We start from the raw sequence: 14,490 nt of genomic DNA on the forward strand, positions 1-14,490 counted from the left end.
AACGAGTATGTGACGATTTGCATGAAGGTGTACGGCAAGAAGCAGTGCGGGCAATCTCTCAATATTGGAATGATGATCCTGAAACATTGTATTGGCTTGGAGAGCGAGTGCAAATTGATGAAAATTTAGATGTGCGGCGAGCAATAGTGTGGGAGATCGCAAGATATAGAAATGATTCTCCTGATACCTTACCCCTAATTAAAAAATGGGTACTTTCAGATCGGAATCCAGATTTTTTGTTTCCAGCAGTAGCAACAATCGCGCGATACTGGAAAGATGATTTGAATACTTTTTTATGGCTTAAAGAGCAGGCCGAATCAAGCCAATCTCCCGAAGTACGATCATTTTCGATTTGGGCAATTGCTGAATACTGGCATGATAGTCTGGATACATTGCAATGGCTCAAGGAGTTAGTCGAATCAAATCAGCAACCAAATGTCAGAGTTTCAGCAGAGTGGGTTTTATGGGCATTGTGGGCAATTGCTAGACATTGGAAAAACGATCCGAGTATTTTGCTATGGCTCAAAGGTCAAGCAAGATCAAACAATAGTTTTGATGTGCAATTAGAGTCAGTGAAAGCGATCATTGAATACTGGAAAAATGAATCGAGTACATTTGATTTTCTTTGCGAAGTCATCAATCAAAATTCTTTTATACAGATTGGTAAAGAGGATTTTGAATATGAAAAGAGTCCGCGTTGCTTGGCGCTCAAGGGATTGCTGGAAATCGCGCCTGATGATCAGCGCGTGATTGACCTGTTACGTGATCGCGCTGCCAATGACCCCGACGATCTCTTACGCCAATGGGCAACCGAACAACTCACCAAAATCGCTCCCCAGTAGGTTGGGTTGAGGCACGAAACCCAACAACAGTAAGTGCTGCATTGATCGCGTTGGGTTTCGCAAGACTCAACCCAACCTACACGACCACAAATAGATTGATTGGGATAAATGATTTAGCAAAAAGGTGATCGCCCAAACAATGGATACCCCATTAAACTACCGCACCATTATTCAAGCCATCTTGCAAGAACACGCCGACTATCGCAACAGCGCCAATAGCCCCTATCGATCGCGCATCCTTGTGGATGAAACCCGCGACAACTACGCCCTAATTGATAGCGGCTGGGAGGGCGATCGCTACTTTCACAGCACCCCAATCCATATCGAAATCATTGACGGTTTGATTTGGATTCAAAACGATGAAACCGAATCCGGCGTAGCCCGAGATTTACTCGATCGCGGCATTGTTCAACAGGCGATCGTGCTCGGATTCCGTCACCCCAAAGTTCGTCCCCACACTGGCTTTGCGATCGCGTCCTAATCTATGAGAAAACTGTCATGACGAATCATCAATCGATGCAACTACAGCTCGAAGCAAAAGCACAGGCCTGGAGAGAAGCAGGACAAGACCCCAACCTGCTGCCCCAAGGTCTTGAGTTGTTTCGGGTTCTCTGCTGGTCAGGAAGCATTGGCGGAACAGAAAGTACCAATAACAATGCGGACTTGGCAGCCTACCTGCAAGCCAGCAGGGATAACGGTGGCGGGGCAGAGGGATGGAATTTAATGCTCAGACAACGAGAACGTTGCTTGGAATGCTCTGAAACCTATCGCCTTGAAAACCTCAGCGTTTGCACCCAATGCAAGTGCTTGACCTGTTATCGCTGCACTCGCCCCTTCGGAGTTCACGACAACGGCAACTCCCGCTGTGAATGCGGCGGAGAACTTGTGGGATAGAAACCCAATAACAGTAAATGCTGCATCGATCGCGTTGGGTTTCTCAAGACTCAACCCAACCTACACAACTCGCTTCCGGGAAGCGATCAATTTTGCCTGAAATTACTCTGCATCCTTAACAGATTCCGGGCGATCGGGTAGGGGCGCAACGCTTGCGCCCGCTGCAATTTTGACCGAGACCCGCGAGGCGATCGATGGGTCATTTAATTGATATGAATCGGCATGATTGATCGATTGGTGATTCATGTCGATCGAGGGCGCACATCGGTGCGCCCCTACGAGTGATGACCCGGTTTCAGCGATTACGCTTTGAAGGTTTCCACGATCCGGCGGGTTGCTTCTTCCACATTCGCTCGGCTGTTGAACGCCGAAATGCGGAAATAGCCTTCGCCCGCCGCGCCGAAGCCCGAACCCGGCGTGCCCACCACGTTGCAGGTGTGCAGCAACTTATCAAAGAAATCCCAGCTCGACAGGCCGTTCGGCGTTTGCACCCACACATAGGGCGCGTTGATGCCGCCATAGACCGCCAAACCTGCCTCGGTCAGCTTCTCGCGGATAATTTGGGCATTTTCCAGATAGAAGCTCACCAGGGCCTTGGTTTGGGCTTGCCCCTCGGGTGAGTAGACCGCCTCGGCCCCGCGCTGGACGATGTAGGACACGCCGTTGAACTTGGTGGATTGGCGACGGTTCCAGAGGCTCCAGAGATCCACACCCGTGCCGTCGGCGGTTTGGCCCTTGAGGGTCTTGGGCACAACGGTCAAGGCGCAACGGGTTCCCGTGAAGCCGGCATTTTTGGAGAAGGAGCGGAATTCGATCGCACAGTCGCGGGCCCCTTCAATCTCAAAAATCGAGTGGGGAATCGCCGGATCGGTGATGAAGGCTTCGTAGGCGGCATCGAAGAAGATGATCGAGCCGTGGCTGCGGGCGTAATCGACCCAGGCTTGCAGGTGCTCGCGGGTGGCGACGGCTCCGGTGGGGTTGTTGGGGAAGCAGAGATAGATCAGATCGACTTTTTCGCTGGGGATTTGGGCGGTGAAGTCGTTTTCAGCGGAAATCGGCAGGTAAACCAGGCCGCCGTATTCGCCCCGATCGTTTGCGTCGCCCGTGTGACCGGCCATCACGTTGGTGTCCACATAGACGGGATAGACGGGATCGGTGACGGCGATCGTGTTGTCGTTGCCGAAGATGTCCAGAATGTTGCCACAGTCGCACTTGGAGCCGTCGGAGATGAAGATTTCCGAGGCATCAATATCGCAGCCGCGCGCTTGGAAGTCGTGCTGGGCGATCGCCTCGCGCAACCAAGCGTAGCCCTGCTCGGGGCCGTAGCCCTTGAAGCTGCCCCGATCGCCCATGTCGTTCACCGCGTTGATCATGGCGGTGCGGCAGGCTTCCGGCAGCGGTTCGGTCACGTCGCCAATGCCCAAGCGGATAATCGGCGCGTCGGGATGCTCGGCGGCGAAGGTGTTCACCCGGCGGGCGATTTCGGGAAACAGATAACCGGCTTTTAGCTTCAGGTAGTTGTCGTTAATTCTGGCCATGGTTTGCCCCTGGGGGTTGCGAAAATCCCAAGAATTTTGGTGTCTAACCAGCCTACGGCCCTGGCGGGATCTTCTGGCGATCGGGGGCAGAAAATCCCGCCGAAACCCCGCTCCATAAGCAAAGCGCTACAATGCCAAGGGTTTGATCAACAGAACGAACGTGGGCGATCGATGGCGGGACAGGCAGCACAGTGGCGTGAATTAAACGGAGCTTGGGTGCTGATCCCGGCTAATCCGCTAGGGGTGATTCATTTCTTGGGCGGGGCCTTTGTGGGCGCGGCTCCCCAGTTCACCTACCGCTGGTTGCTGGAGCGGCTGGCCAATCGCGGTTACGGAACGATCGCCACGCCCTTTGTCAATTCTGGGTTTGACCATGAGGCGATCGCGGAGGATGCGCTGATTCGGTTCGATCGCGCCATCGATTGGCTTTATCGCCATGGTCAACTGCGGCGGCGATCGATCCCGGTCTATGGTCTGGGCCACAGCATGGGCTGCAAGCTACATTTGCTCATTGGCAGCATCTTTGAGGTGGAGCGGGCCGGCAATGCGCTGATGGCCTTCAATAACTATTCGGCGCAACGGGCAATTCCCCTGTTCGATCGCTTCGGCCCCGTTCTGGAGTCGATTAACCGCGCTGTGCCTGGGGCTGTTCCGGCTGATGTGTTTGATAAGCGGCTGAATGCGGAATTCACCCCCTCGCCTACGGAAACGGAGCAATTGATCGCCGCCCAATACGGGATTCGTCGCAATTTGCTCATTCGTTTTGCCACCGATGATTTGGATCAGTCGAGCCGATTGGCTCCCATTTTGCAACGACGCTTTCCCGGTTGGTTAGCCTTGCAGGAGCTACCGGGAAATCACCTCACCCCTTTGGGCCAGGATATTCAGTGGCAAACCGGCGGCGCGTTCAGCCCCCTCGACGCGATCGGGCAATGGGCCAAGCAAGAAATTTTTTATCGCGATCTAAATCGCCTCAGCCAAGAATTGCTGCGTTGGCTGAATCCGTTTGAATCGGCCTGAGTCAGATTGAATCGGTTTAGGGGCTGTCGTCATTTCCTAGGATCAGGCGGAAACGATTGATTTTCCATATCCCAGTCGTTGTAACAAGGGGCTTAAGCCCCTTGTCTCTCACGATCTGCCAACGGCGGAATCAGGGTTTCAGGCGATTTGACAACCAGCCCTAGGATGAGCAGCCGCTTATCCTAGGCCTTGGCGTGGGGACGGGCTGAGGATAGGCAGCCAGCGATCGAGGATCTCCGGCTCAGGCCGCTAGCTGGTTGAAAGCTGAAATATTGCAAGTTGAAATATTTGAACGCTGAAATGTTGAAAGCTGCAATGTTGCAAGTTGCAATGTAAAGGATGGCGCTTTGCGTTGGGTGGTTCAGCGGCTTTCGGGGGTGCTTTCGCTCATTCTGGTAGGATATGGGTGAAATCCGCTCCTGAGCTTGCAGCTAGCCCATTGGTTAGGGCCAGCGCTGGGGAAGAGCGAAAGGGACAGGGCCCTTGTTTGGAGCAATTGGCGGCCCATCGGGGCCCAAGTAAAGGACTCAAGCAAAAGTACGAGAAGTTAATGAGCGATCGGGAGCGGTTGCTGAAACGTTGGATGGTGACGGCCAAGGTGCGCAGTTGGCGAGCCTTGGCGGATGCCGCACAGGTTTCTATGTATCAGGTGCGATTGTTGCGGCAAGGCAATTTAGATCGCTTGCGCCTCGATGCGATCGGGCGGATTGCCAAAGCCTTGAACGTCACCCCGATCGATCTGTTGGGCATGGCGAACAATGCCGACAACACCAAGCCCGCTTCAGACCAATCCCCGGCCCAGCGGTTGGCTCCTGATGTTCATGCGGCCGAGTTGGTGCAGCTTCAGCAGGAATATCACCGGCTGAAAACTCGCCTGGAAAGCGAACGAGAGCAACTGTTGGCGGAATTCCAGCGATCGAGCTTGCAAATTCTGGAACCTTGGCTGCTGAATTGGTATAAGGCCGTTGCCGCCGCCCAGCACAATCCCCACATTCCCGCCACCAATCTCTTGCCCCTGTTGCGGCCGCTGGATCAGTTGCTGGAACATTGGGCCGTTGAACAAATTGCTCCGATCGGGGAAGAAGTGGTCTATGACCCCCAATGGCATCAATTAGCCTGGGGTCATGCTCAACCGGGCGATCGCGTCAAAGTAACCATGCCCGGTTTTCGTCATCAGGGCCGTTTGCTGCATCGGGCCCAGGTCAGCATCGTGCAGTGATCCCATAGTCGATCGTGGGCTGATCACAGACCCATTACCGGCTGATCTCGGGGCTGTTTTGCCCTGAATGAGTGGGCATTTAGCAATGATCCCAGTACCATTTTTGAGTGACTTCATCGTGACCCCGTGGTGATCCAAAGCACTCCAAATCGTCGCAACTGTCCGCATTACCGACGCTCGATCTCGCTCTTGCGCCCCCCTGGTCACTTATCGGAAGCCCTCGGAGGCTGCTTCCAATCAGCGCGAATCTGCGTTAGAGTTTGACTGTCAGGGTGTCAGTCTTTTGATGTTCGTGCAATGTTTGGTATCTCAGCGGCTAGCAGGTATGCCGATTGTCATAGGCTGGCTAAGAAATGCTGATGAATAATTCACTTAGTGAGCTGGACAACCCGCATACCTGCTAGCCTGAGTTTCCAGAATCGGGTGCTGCCGTGGAGCTGTTATCGCTCCCGCTCAATCAGCGTCAGTTCCATCCCTTGGCCTCCAGTTCATGGAACTCTCATTCATTCGCTGTTAACTCGCTGTTAACAATGCAAACCTTGGGCGATCGCCCCGGGAATTCTCTGTGGTGGTTTACCCGGGCCCAGGGGGCGGTTGTGGGGAAATGAGTGCAGCCGGATGGTCACGACACCAGCAACGACCGGTGCCCCATAGACGACCGGTAACCTCTAAATTATCCAGAGGACTCACTGGGTGGGTTGCGATTAATCTTTAATCCCCATCTGCTCTTGGTACAACGACTGACGTGGCAAATTCTGAGGGCGCTCTCGCGTGGCTGACTCCCTTCAACCTTCCTATGGTTCTGTGTCTCCAGGAAATAACCATCGGTTTGAGTCTTTGCTGGCCAATGCCAGTGACATCATCGTCATCCTTGATCAGCAAGGGACGTTTTGCTACGTTAGCCCTTCGGCCGAGCGGATTTTAGGATATTCCCCCCAGGAGGCAGTTAACCATCACCTCAGCACCTTCGTCCATGAGGATGATGTGCAGGTGGTGTTGCAAACCCTGTTGCGTTCCCTGGCGGAACCGGGGTTGAGTCAGCCCCCCGTTCGTTACCGTGTGCGCCACCGCAATGGGGACTGGAATTTGCTGGAGGCGGTCACGACCAATTTGTTGGATGATCCGTCGGTGCGGGGGGTGGTGGTGAACTGCCACGACATCACGGCCCATGAGCAGGCGGAAAGCTGGCTGCGATATCACGCGCTCTATGACCCCTTGACGGCGCTGCCCAATCGGCGGGCCTTGGCGGAGCGGGTGCAGTCATTGCTCGATCGAGAGCAATTGGATTTTGCGCTGTTGTTGCTGGATGTGGATCGCTTCAAGCTGGTGAACAGCAGCCATGGCCACGGCACGGGCGATCGCCTGTTGCAAATGATTGCTCGGCGGCTGGTTTCGGCCTTGCCTCAGCAGGGGATGGTGGCCCGGTTGGGCGGGGATGAGTTTGTGGTGCTGGTGGAGCAGGTACGGCAGTTGGAAACAGCCGAGGCCGTGACCCAGCGGGTTCATGCGGCGCTCAGTGATCCATTCACGATCGATGAGATGGAGATCTTTGCCAGCGCCAGTGTGGGGGTGGTGTTTAGCCGCACGGGGCCGGGCAAACCGGCCTATCGCCACGCGGAGGAACTGCTGCGCGATGCGGATATTGCGATGTATCGGGCAAAGACCCTACGCCAGAGCCAATCGGTGGTGTTTGATCCCAGTATGCGCGATCGGGCGGTGGCGCGCTTGCAACTGGAAAATCAACTTTGGCGGGCGATCGAGCGGGGGGAACTGGAACCCTATTATCAACCGATCATTTGCTTGGCAACCGGGGAAGTGAAGGCCTTTGAGGCGCTGATTCGGTGGCATCACCCGCAACGGGGCCTGATTTCTCCGGCGGAATTTGTGCCGATCGCGGAAGAAAGCGGGGTGATCAGCCAAATTGGGGAATGGGTGCTGGAAATGACCTGTCGCCACCTGCGCTACTGGAATTCGGGCTTGCGGGCCGGGCGACCGATCACCGTGGCGGTGAACCTGTCGGTGCAACAGTTGGCCCAACCCAACCTGGCTCAGCACATGCGATCGATCTGTGTTCGAGAGGAAATTGATCCCAGTTGGATTGGGTTTGAAATTACCGAAAGCATGATGCTCGATCGCGAAGATACGATCGCCGCCACCTTGGCTGAGTTTCGGGAATTGGGCTTTCGACTCAGCATTGATGACTTTGGCACAGGCTATTCGTCCCTGAGTCGTTTGCATCAACTGCCGATCGATACGCTGAAGATCGATCGCGCCTTTGTGGCCCCGATCGAGTCCGATGGGCGCAACGTGGCGATCGCCCGCACCATTTTGGCCCTGGCAGAAAGCCTGAACATGAACGTGGTGGCCGAGGGCATCGAAACTTCCGCCCAAGCCCGTGAGCTACGCGCCTTGGGTTGCCAATATGGCCAAGGCTATTGGTTTTCGCCGCCGGTCAGCGGTTCCGGAGTGGCCAGCTTGCTGAATCATCGGTTCAACCTCGTTGAAGGAATCGCCGCGCCCCCCATTTCCCGCCTTGGTGCGGCCCCAGATTACCCGGACTATGGCGACTACCGGCAAGATTATTCAGAAAACTGCGAAGACTGCGAAGACTGTGAAGACTACAGAGACGATTTTGCAGAGGATTATTCGGATTATCCGGTGAACTCCCAAGCCCCCTAGGGTTACCCCTTCGGCTAAAGCTCCTAGGCCACTAGGCCACCAACCCCGGAGTTGTCGTTTCCGGCACATGGTTCACCTGGGCCCAACCGCTAAATACCAATTGTTGGCCGCGGGTTTCGATCGTGTTGATGCGCAGGGTCACCCCATCCAGATTGAAGCGATCGAGATCCACCAACTGATCCAAAATTTTGCCTAACCGCTCACTGGCCGAGGCCGCCAGGGCGATCGCTTCTTCGCCCAGAGCCGCGCGATCGGGCAAACCATCGGGATCAAATTGGCAATTCAAAAACCGCAACCGCCGACGGCGCTCAATGCCCAAGGTCGCTTGCAGGGCGATCGGCACCGGTTGATCGGCCCCAAAACAAGCCTGGGCGCTGAGGGCAATTCGATTGCTGGCCAGCAATCGCACCTGAATCGATTGGAACGAAACGCTTTCAGCCTTGGCCAGCCCGCTCCCGGGCAAGTCCTGCCAATCCTGGAGCGGCAAATTTTCCAAATGTTGAACCACCAAGGGAGCCGTGAACGCCCGGTTGATATCCTCTTCCAGCAACACCACCTTCGCGATCGCCTGGGTGGGTTGACGCAGCAACAACCGCCCCTGCAACAGGCCCGCAAAGTCGATCGACACCGCATCGGTCTCGAATTCCATGGCCTCTGTGCGGAAGGCATGGCGAATCACCAGCCCCGAGCCAGACATCTGGAAGCGATCGACCTGGCCTTGCAGCAACTTGATCTGAGGTGTACATTCCACCCGCACCTCCACCCGATCGCTCGCGGTGAACAGGTGGCGGATGACCTGAGTAGCCACAACACTCAGCAACTGTTCGCCCCAGTCGGCACTTGGCATACTCGAAAACCTAGTTATCGATCCAAACATCATTTCAGCCAGCGATCAGTCGTTGGGATCTTGCGCCGGGGGACTGCCATCAACCACGCATCACCCATGGCATTTTTCAGTTTCCTGCCCGATTCGCAGATCACGTGGGGTTGATTACTTGGATTTAGCAATCTTTATTAAGAATCTTTTAAAATTATTATGACAGAACGTGACGAAAAACAACACATTCCTTAAATTGCTCATTCAAAATCACTGGCGCTGACCGTTCTTACGGCTCAAAATTTTGGTCATTATTTCAATATTTGGTAGTCCAGTTAACAATTGTTTCCTGAAGTTTTGATGATTCCATTGGCCTTAAATTTAAATTTAATTTCAGAAATTTTTAGATCAGCACTCGCTTCAGGCTTGCTTCATTGCTCATTTTCCAAGAGTCAAAATCCTGAGCAAAATCCTGAGATCCAGTTTTTTCGATTGTAGTCATGGAATTTCGTATTGGATTTAATATCAGAAAAAACAATCAATGGCATCAATAAAGACAATATTATAAATTCCGTGAAATTCCATAAAAGCAATTCGGATGGTTAATTTTGGCACGGTCAAGGGCGAGCCATCTCTTAATAGCCTGGCTCCAGTCTTTGGGCCAACTTGCCTTTTCAACTTTCAGCTTTCAACGGGGAGCCAACGGGCCACCACAGCCTCACTCACAACTGCTCCAAACGGGGCCATAGGATACGGCACAAATTTAGCCCCATGCAGCACAAGCTCAGCAAATTCCCAACCCGATCGCCCTTGAAGCACAGGAAATTTAGGCAGGAAGCTGCTCAAAGAAAGTGGCAATTTCTTGAAATGCCTGATCGCGATCATAGTCCAGCGTCAGGATATGGTCTGATTTTTCCAGCCAGCAGAGACGCTTGGACGAGGAACCCAGGGATTGGAACAAATGCAGTGCACCTTGGGGATTCACCACCCGATCGCGCTTCGGTTGCACAATCAGCGTCGGAACCGTAATTTCCCCTAACCGGGGCCGCACTTGTTGAATCAGTGCCAACGCACTCTGCACAGCACCCAGATGGAAGGAGCGATAGGGCGCTACTCGATCGGCCGCTGCCCGTCCTTCCGGATCCGCAATGGCCAAGGCCGATCGGGGCACTTCCTTCAGCAGCGGATAAACCCAAGGCAACAACTGTTCCGCCGAGGGCAACCAGGCCGCAGGGCGAACAATTGCCATAAACGGACTCAGCAGCACCAACCCCCCGACCGATCGCTGGAGGGCTAGCCGCAACGCCAAGGGACAGCCCGTGGAAAATCCGACCACCACCACCTGAGCATGGGACTGAGCCAGGCGATCGAACGCCGTCTCCGCCGCCTGATACCAATCTTCCCAGCGGGAGTTGGGCATTTTTGGGCCCGGTTGGTCATGGCCCGGATAGGCGATCGCCTCCACTGTCCATCCCAAATTCAACAACAACGGTGCTAACGGTCGCATTTCATAGGGCCCACCCCCCAAGCCATGCAAACAAAGCACCGCCCGCGAGCGATCGGGTGTGGCAACCACTTGAAAGGGCTGATTATCTAACGTTGCGAACGAAAAGGGGAAACCCGACTGATTCGACATGGCTGAAGTTTGATCGTTAGCAGCAGTCTTGCACTATTATTCTCGGGGCTGATGAACTTTTGTCCCCAAACGCTTCCAACAATAGTCTGCCTCAAAATTGGGTTGCTTCTCCGCAGCGGCAACTGCCCCCCCACCCAAGCCTTGTCAATCCCCAAAACCCAATCAAAGCTCGAGAAATTTCTAGATTGAGGCCATATCGGATTAAGTTTTGATCAAATATCAAATAAAAATTAAACAAATACCAAATCAAGACTTAATCAGTATTCAATTCAACTAATATTTGATCGATTCTCAGTTAATTTGCAGTCAATTCTTGATTAATCTTTAATCAATATCTAGTCAGCTTTAAAGTAATTTAAAAGTGACTTTGAAGCAATTGTGATTCACGAAATCTTATTGCAAAATTAATCGAATCTTGATAGAGTATTGTCATAAATCCTATAAATTTCAAGTAAAGACCTAAGAAAAGCCCCATGAAAGCTCAATGAAAATTAGACAAAAACAAAAAAGTATCATAATCGCGTTAATATAAAAGATTAATCTGAGACATCAAAATCGGGTAGATCACTTCAGGATTTTTGTTGATCTCAGTGTTTTTTCCTGAAGTAGTCAAGATTTTTTGCTGATCTTACTTAGGATCCCTCTAGCCATGCGCCATCTAAAGTCATGATCCCAACCGATCGACCATGACCCTTGAATTGAAATCGTAATGCTCCGCTACAAAGAAGACAATCCTGATTGGAGACTGAATAAACAGAAGATCTATTTCAGCCTATTAACCATGATCATTAAAAGATTCACAGGGTTTTAGACTAGGCTTTGGAGGATAGGACGACACCCTAAGATACTTTCGCGTTGAAAAGTGGCTTAGGTGTGACCTGTCTGGAATGGGCTGACCCGATCAAATGATCAAATGGTCGCTTTCGGTGTGGGGGAAGCGACTTGGGATGGGCTGGAGGCCCTTGACGGGAACATTTAGAGGAGCGTGGCGTAAATCAACGTAAATCAAGGGGTTAACGAAAGGAATGATCGCGCGGCCGCCTTTTCTTGAATTGGGTTTGTCGATTACGATCGCATCAAAATCGTTACTCTCAAACCACCATTACCCTCACCCAGCCCCAGTGCCACCCTAAGACACCGGTTTCGTTAGCCGGGCCCAAACTCTCTATCTCAACCCCGGAGAGGCGACTGGCTCCCAGCTAGCCATCACAAACCCTAGACAGCCTTTGATCCATCATTGTCATGGCTCAAAACCCATTTGCTATTCTGCGCCCGAAGGCACTGAGCTGAGGTTTCAGCAACCCCCTTTCGTTAGGATCACCATCGAATGCTCATCAAGGTTGGGCGGTGGCTGCTGTCACGATTTCGTCAGGCGATCGCCCGCTAATGCTCAAAACAGAACCAATTTGAGCAGTTTAATCAAACGTTTAACTCAATGAAGACTGGGTAGGATGTGATCGATCGAATGGAGGCGGAAGTCGAGCTACAGCGTCAATACTGGCGATCGAAACTGTTCGCAGAAATCGCCCTCAAAATTCACCAGTCATCACGGGTGGATACGATCCTGCAAACCATGGTCACGGAAGTGCAGCGGATGTTGCAGTGCGATCGGGTCTTGGTTTACCAATTCGATGCACAGCGGCAAGGCTCCTTTGTGGTGGAGGCTACCGGCAATGGCCCCTATTCCCTGTTGGGCAAAACCGTTTCCGACCCCTGCTTCACGACCCACTATCACCAGAAATATCTTGAAGGGCGCACCTCGGCCATTGACGATGTGGAAACCGCTCGGATTTCGGTTTGCCATCGCCAACTGCTGCGCCAGTTCGGTGTGCAGGCCAATTTGGTCGTACCAATTTTGCAGCCGGTGATTGAGCCAGACCGCTCTCAAAACCGATTGTGGGGACTGCTGTTGGCTCACCATTGCCAGGGGCCGCGCCAGTGGCAACCCTTCGAGCAGGACTTGTTGCAACAAATTGCGGTGCAGGCGGGGGTGGCCTTGGGGCAATCCCAATTGGTGTCGGCTTTGCGGGAAAGTGAGGCGCGGTACGCTTTGGCTGTGCGGGGGGCCAATGACGGGCTGTGGGATTGGGATTTTTTGACCAATCGGGTCTATTTTTCGCCCCGCTGGAAGGCGTTGTTGGGCTACCGCGATTCGGAAGTGGGTGACCAACCCCAGGAATGGCTCGATCGGGTTTATGTGGATGATCAAGCCCAATTGCGAGCGGAGCTAGATGCCCACTTGCAGGGCCGCAGCGACCACTTTGAAAGTGAGCATCGCATTCGCCATGCGGATGGTTCCGTGCGCTGGGTGCTCTGTCGGGGGTTGGCGATTCGGGATGGGCGGGGCCATGTGTTGCGGATGGCGGGATCCTTGGCGGATATCCATGAGCGCAAGTTGGTGGAGTCGCGGTTGCTGCATGACGCGCTCCATGATGCGCTGACGGGGCTGCCGAATCGGGCCCTGTTTATCGATCGGTTGGGTCAAACCATGGCGATCGCCCGTCGCCAACGCAATCACCATTTTGCGGTGCTGTTTTTAGATCTCGATCGCTTCAAGGTGGTGAACGATAGCTTGGGTCACCTCTGTGGCGATCGGCTCTTGGTGGAACTGGCGAACCGGTTGCGCACCTGCGTGCGGCCCCAGGATACGGTGGCGCGGCTGGGGGGCGATGAATTTGCCATTTTGCTGACGGATTTGGATCAGCCGGAAATTGCCACCCGTGCCGCCGAGCGAGTGCAGTTGGCCCTGAAGGCTCCCTTTGATGTGGATGGCCACGAATTCACTATCACCACCAGCATTGGCATTGCGTTCGGCACGCCGGAATATGCCCGGCCGGGGGATGTGCTGCGGGATGCGGATTTAGCCATGTATCGGGCGAAGGAGTTGGGCCGCAATTGCTACGCGGCGTTCGATCGCTCCTTCCGCGAGCGGGTGATTGCGCAACTGCATCTGGAGCGCGATTTGCGCCGGGCCATGGAGCGGCAAGAATTTTTCCTGACTTATCAACCGATCGTGGATCTGGCTACGGGCCGGGTTGCCAGCCTGGAAGCCCTAGTGCGTTGGCATCATCCCGATCGGGGGTTGGTGAGTCCGGCGGAATTTATCCCCATGGCGGAAGAAACCGGCACGATTATTCCCCTGGGCGAATGGATTTTGCGGGAAGCTTGCCAGCAAATGATGGTTTGGTTACAGGCCATTCCCAGCCTGCGATCGGCCCATGGGTGGGCCGGGCTAAGTGTGAGTGTGAACCTGTCGGCACGGCAGTTTACCCAGCCCAACTTGGCCCAGTCCATTGAAGGCATTGTGGCGGAAACGGGACTGCCGCCGCAGCACCTGAAGTTGGAAATTACCGAAAGCGTGGTGATGGCGGATGCCAAAACGGCGGAGGCCTTGTTGCGGAAACTGCGCGATCGGGGCATTCAACTGAGCATTGATGACTTTGGCACGGGCTATTCGTCCCTCAGCTATTTGCAACGCTTCCCGATCGACACCATCAAGATCGATCGCTCCTTTGTTACCCGCAGTCCAGACCAGGAAAGCAATTGGGCCATTGTCCGGGCAATTATTGCCCTGGCGGAATCCCTGGGGATGGATACGGTGGCGGAAGGGATTGAGACGATCGAGCAGTTGCGACAGTTGCAATCGATGGACTGTTCCTATGGTCAGGGCTATTGGTTTTCCCGCCCGATCGATGGGGAAGCGACGGGGCAATTGCTGCTGAAAACCTTTGAGTTACCCCGATCGCCCTTGGCCTTGCGGGGCGACGATCGCTAGCCCCCAAAACTCAACCGGGCCCTGATCCTCAATGGGGATCCAAGGTGAAGATCCAAGATGGCGATCCAGG

Annotated in this window: 10 protein-coding genes; 7 read left to right on the forward strand and 3 right to left on the reverse strand. The window is 53.9% G+C overall.

Annotated features, from left to right (window positions below; genetic code table 11):
- The 3 genes from AMR42_RS14700 to AMR42_RS19995 form a co-directional block, all read left to right on the forward strand.
- Window positions 1–842, forward strand: an 842-nt coding sequence (locus AMR42_RS14700) for a HEAT repeat domain-containing protein (protein ID WP_143473121.1), incomplete at its 5' end; no start/stop codon positions are given.
- 139 nt (window positions 843–981) lie between these two features.
- On the forward strand, window positions 982–1,323 hold the full coding sequence (locus AMR42_RS14705) for a XisI protein (RefSeq protein WP_099534446.1): 342 nt from the start codon (window positions 982–984) through the stop codon (window positions 1,321–1,323).
- A gap of 17 nt (window positions 1,324–1,340) precedes the next feature.
- The gene (locus AMR42_RS19995; RefSeq protein WP_143473122.1) at window positions 1,341–1,736 is read left to right on the forward strand and encodes a hypothetical protein; all 396 of its coding nucleotides are present in this window, start codon (window positions 1,341–1,343) and stop codon (window positions 1,734–1,736) included.
- A 302-nt stretch (window positions 1,737–2,038) separates the two neighbouring features.
- On the opposite strand, the gene AMR42_RS14715 is transcribed toward AMR42_RS19995, so the two are convergent.
- The gene (locus tag AMR42_RS14715) at window positions 2,039–3,274 is read right to left on the reverse strand and encodes an LL-diaminopimelate aminotransferase (RefSeq protein WP_099534422.1); all 1,236 of its coding nucleotides are present in this window, start codon (window positions 3,272–3,274) and stop codon (window positions 2,039–2,041) included.
- Between the two features lie 171 nt (window positions 3,275–3,445).
- On the opposite strand from AMR42_RS14715, the gene AMR42_RS14720 reads away from it, so the two are divergent.
- From AMR42_RS14720 to AMR42_RS14730, 3 genes are all read left to right on the forward strand, one after another.
- Window positions 3,446–4,294, forward strand: coding sequence for a DUF1350 family protein (locus AMR42_RS14720; protein ID WP_099534423.1), 849 nt, complete (start codon window positions 3,446–3,448; stop codon window positions 4,292–4,294).
- Window positions 4,295–4,733: 439 nt separating this feature from the next.
- Window positions 4,734–5,513 carry a nucleotide exchange factor GrpE gene (grpE, locus tag AMR42_RS14725; RefSeq protein ID WP_143473123.1) on the forward strand — a complete coding sequence of 260 codons (780 nt, stop codon included), beginning with the start codon at window positions 4,734–4,736 and terminating at the stop codon, window positions 5,511–5,513.
- A 771-nt stretch (window positions 5,514–6,284) separates the two neighbouring features.
- Complete coding sequence (locus AMR42_RS14730) at window positions 6,285–8,192, forward strand: bifunctional diguanylate cyclase/phosphodiesterase (protein ID WP_099534425.1); 1,908 nt, start codon at window positions 6,285–6,287, stop codon at window positions 8,190–8,192.
- Between the two features lie 31 nt (window positions 8,193–8,223).
- Here the strand turns inward: AMR42_RS14730 and AMR42_RS14735 are convergent, their stop codons facing one another.
- Entirely contained in the window at window positions 8,224–9,039 is an 816-nt protein-coding gene (locus tag AMR42_RS14735) for a DUF2993 domain-containing protein (protein WP_234407020.1), read from the reverse strand.
- 796 nt (window positions 9,040–9,835) lie between these two features.
- Window positions 9,836–10,585: a carboxylesterase gene (locus AMR42_RS14740; protein WP_234407021.1), complete on the reverse strand. Its 750-nt coding sequence runs from the start codon at window positions 10,583–10,585 to the stop codon at window positions 9,836–9,838.
- 1,525 nt (window positions 10,586–12,110) lie between these two features.
- Between AMR42_RS14740 and AMR42_RS14745 the strand changes: the two genes are divergently transcribed.
- A complete protein-coding gene (locus AMR42_RS14745) occupies window positions 12,111–14,420 on the forward strand; it encodes a bifunctional diguanylate cyclase/phosphodiesterase (RefSeq protein WP_099534427.1) in 2,310 nt (769 codons plus the stop codon).
- Window positions 14,421–14,490: the final 70 nt, after the last annotated feature.

This window comes from Limnothrix sp. PR1529 (assembly GCF_002742025.1).
In the GTDB taxonomy this organism is placed as follows: Bacteria; Cyanobacteriota; Cyanobacteriia; order CACIAM-69d; family CACIAM-69d; genus CACIAM-69d.

What these genes read in the sequence shown, in the direction of transcription:
- AMR42_RS14705 (WP_099534446.1), top strand. Translation starts at nt 982, where the DNA reads ATGGATACCCCATTAAACTACCGCACCATTATTCAAGCCATCTTGCAA.
- AMR42_RS19995 (WP_143473122.1), top strand. Translation starts at nt 1,341, where the DNA reads ATGACGAATCATCAATCGATGCAACTACAGCTCGAAGCAAAAGCACAG.
- AMR42_RS14715 (WP_099534422.1), bottom strand. Translation starts at nt 3,274, where the DNA reads ATGGCCAGAATTAACGACAACTACCTGAAGCTAAAAGCCGGTTATCTG.
- AMR42_RS14720 (WP_099534423.1), top strand. Translation starts at nt 3,446, where the DNA reads ATGGCGGGACAGGCAGCACAGTGGCGTGAATTAAACGGAGCTTGGGTG.
- AMR42_RS14735 (WP_234407020.1), bottom strand. Translation starts at nt 9,039, where the DNA reads ATGCCAAGTGCCGACTGGGGCGAACAGTTGCTGAGTGTTGTGGCTACT.
- AMR42_RS14745 (WP_099534427.1), top strand. Translation starts at nt 12,111, where the DNA reads ATGGAGGCGGAAGTCGAGCTACAGCGTCAATACTGGCGATCGAAACTG.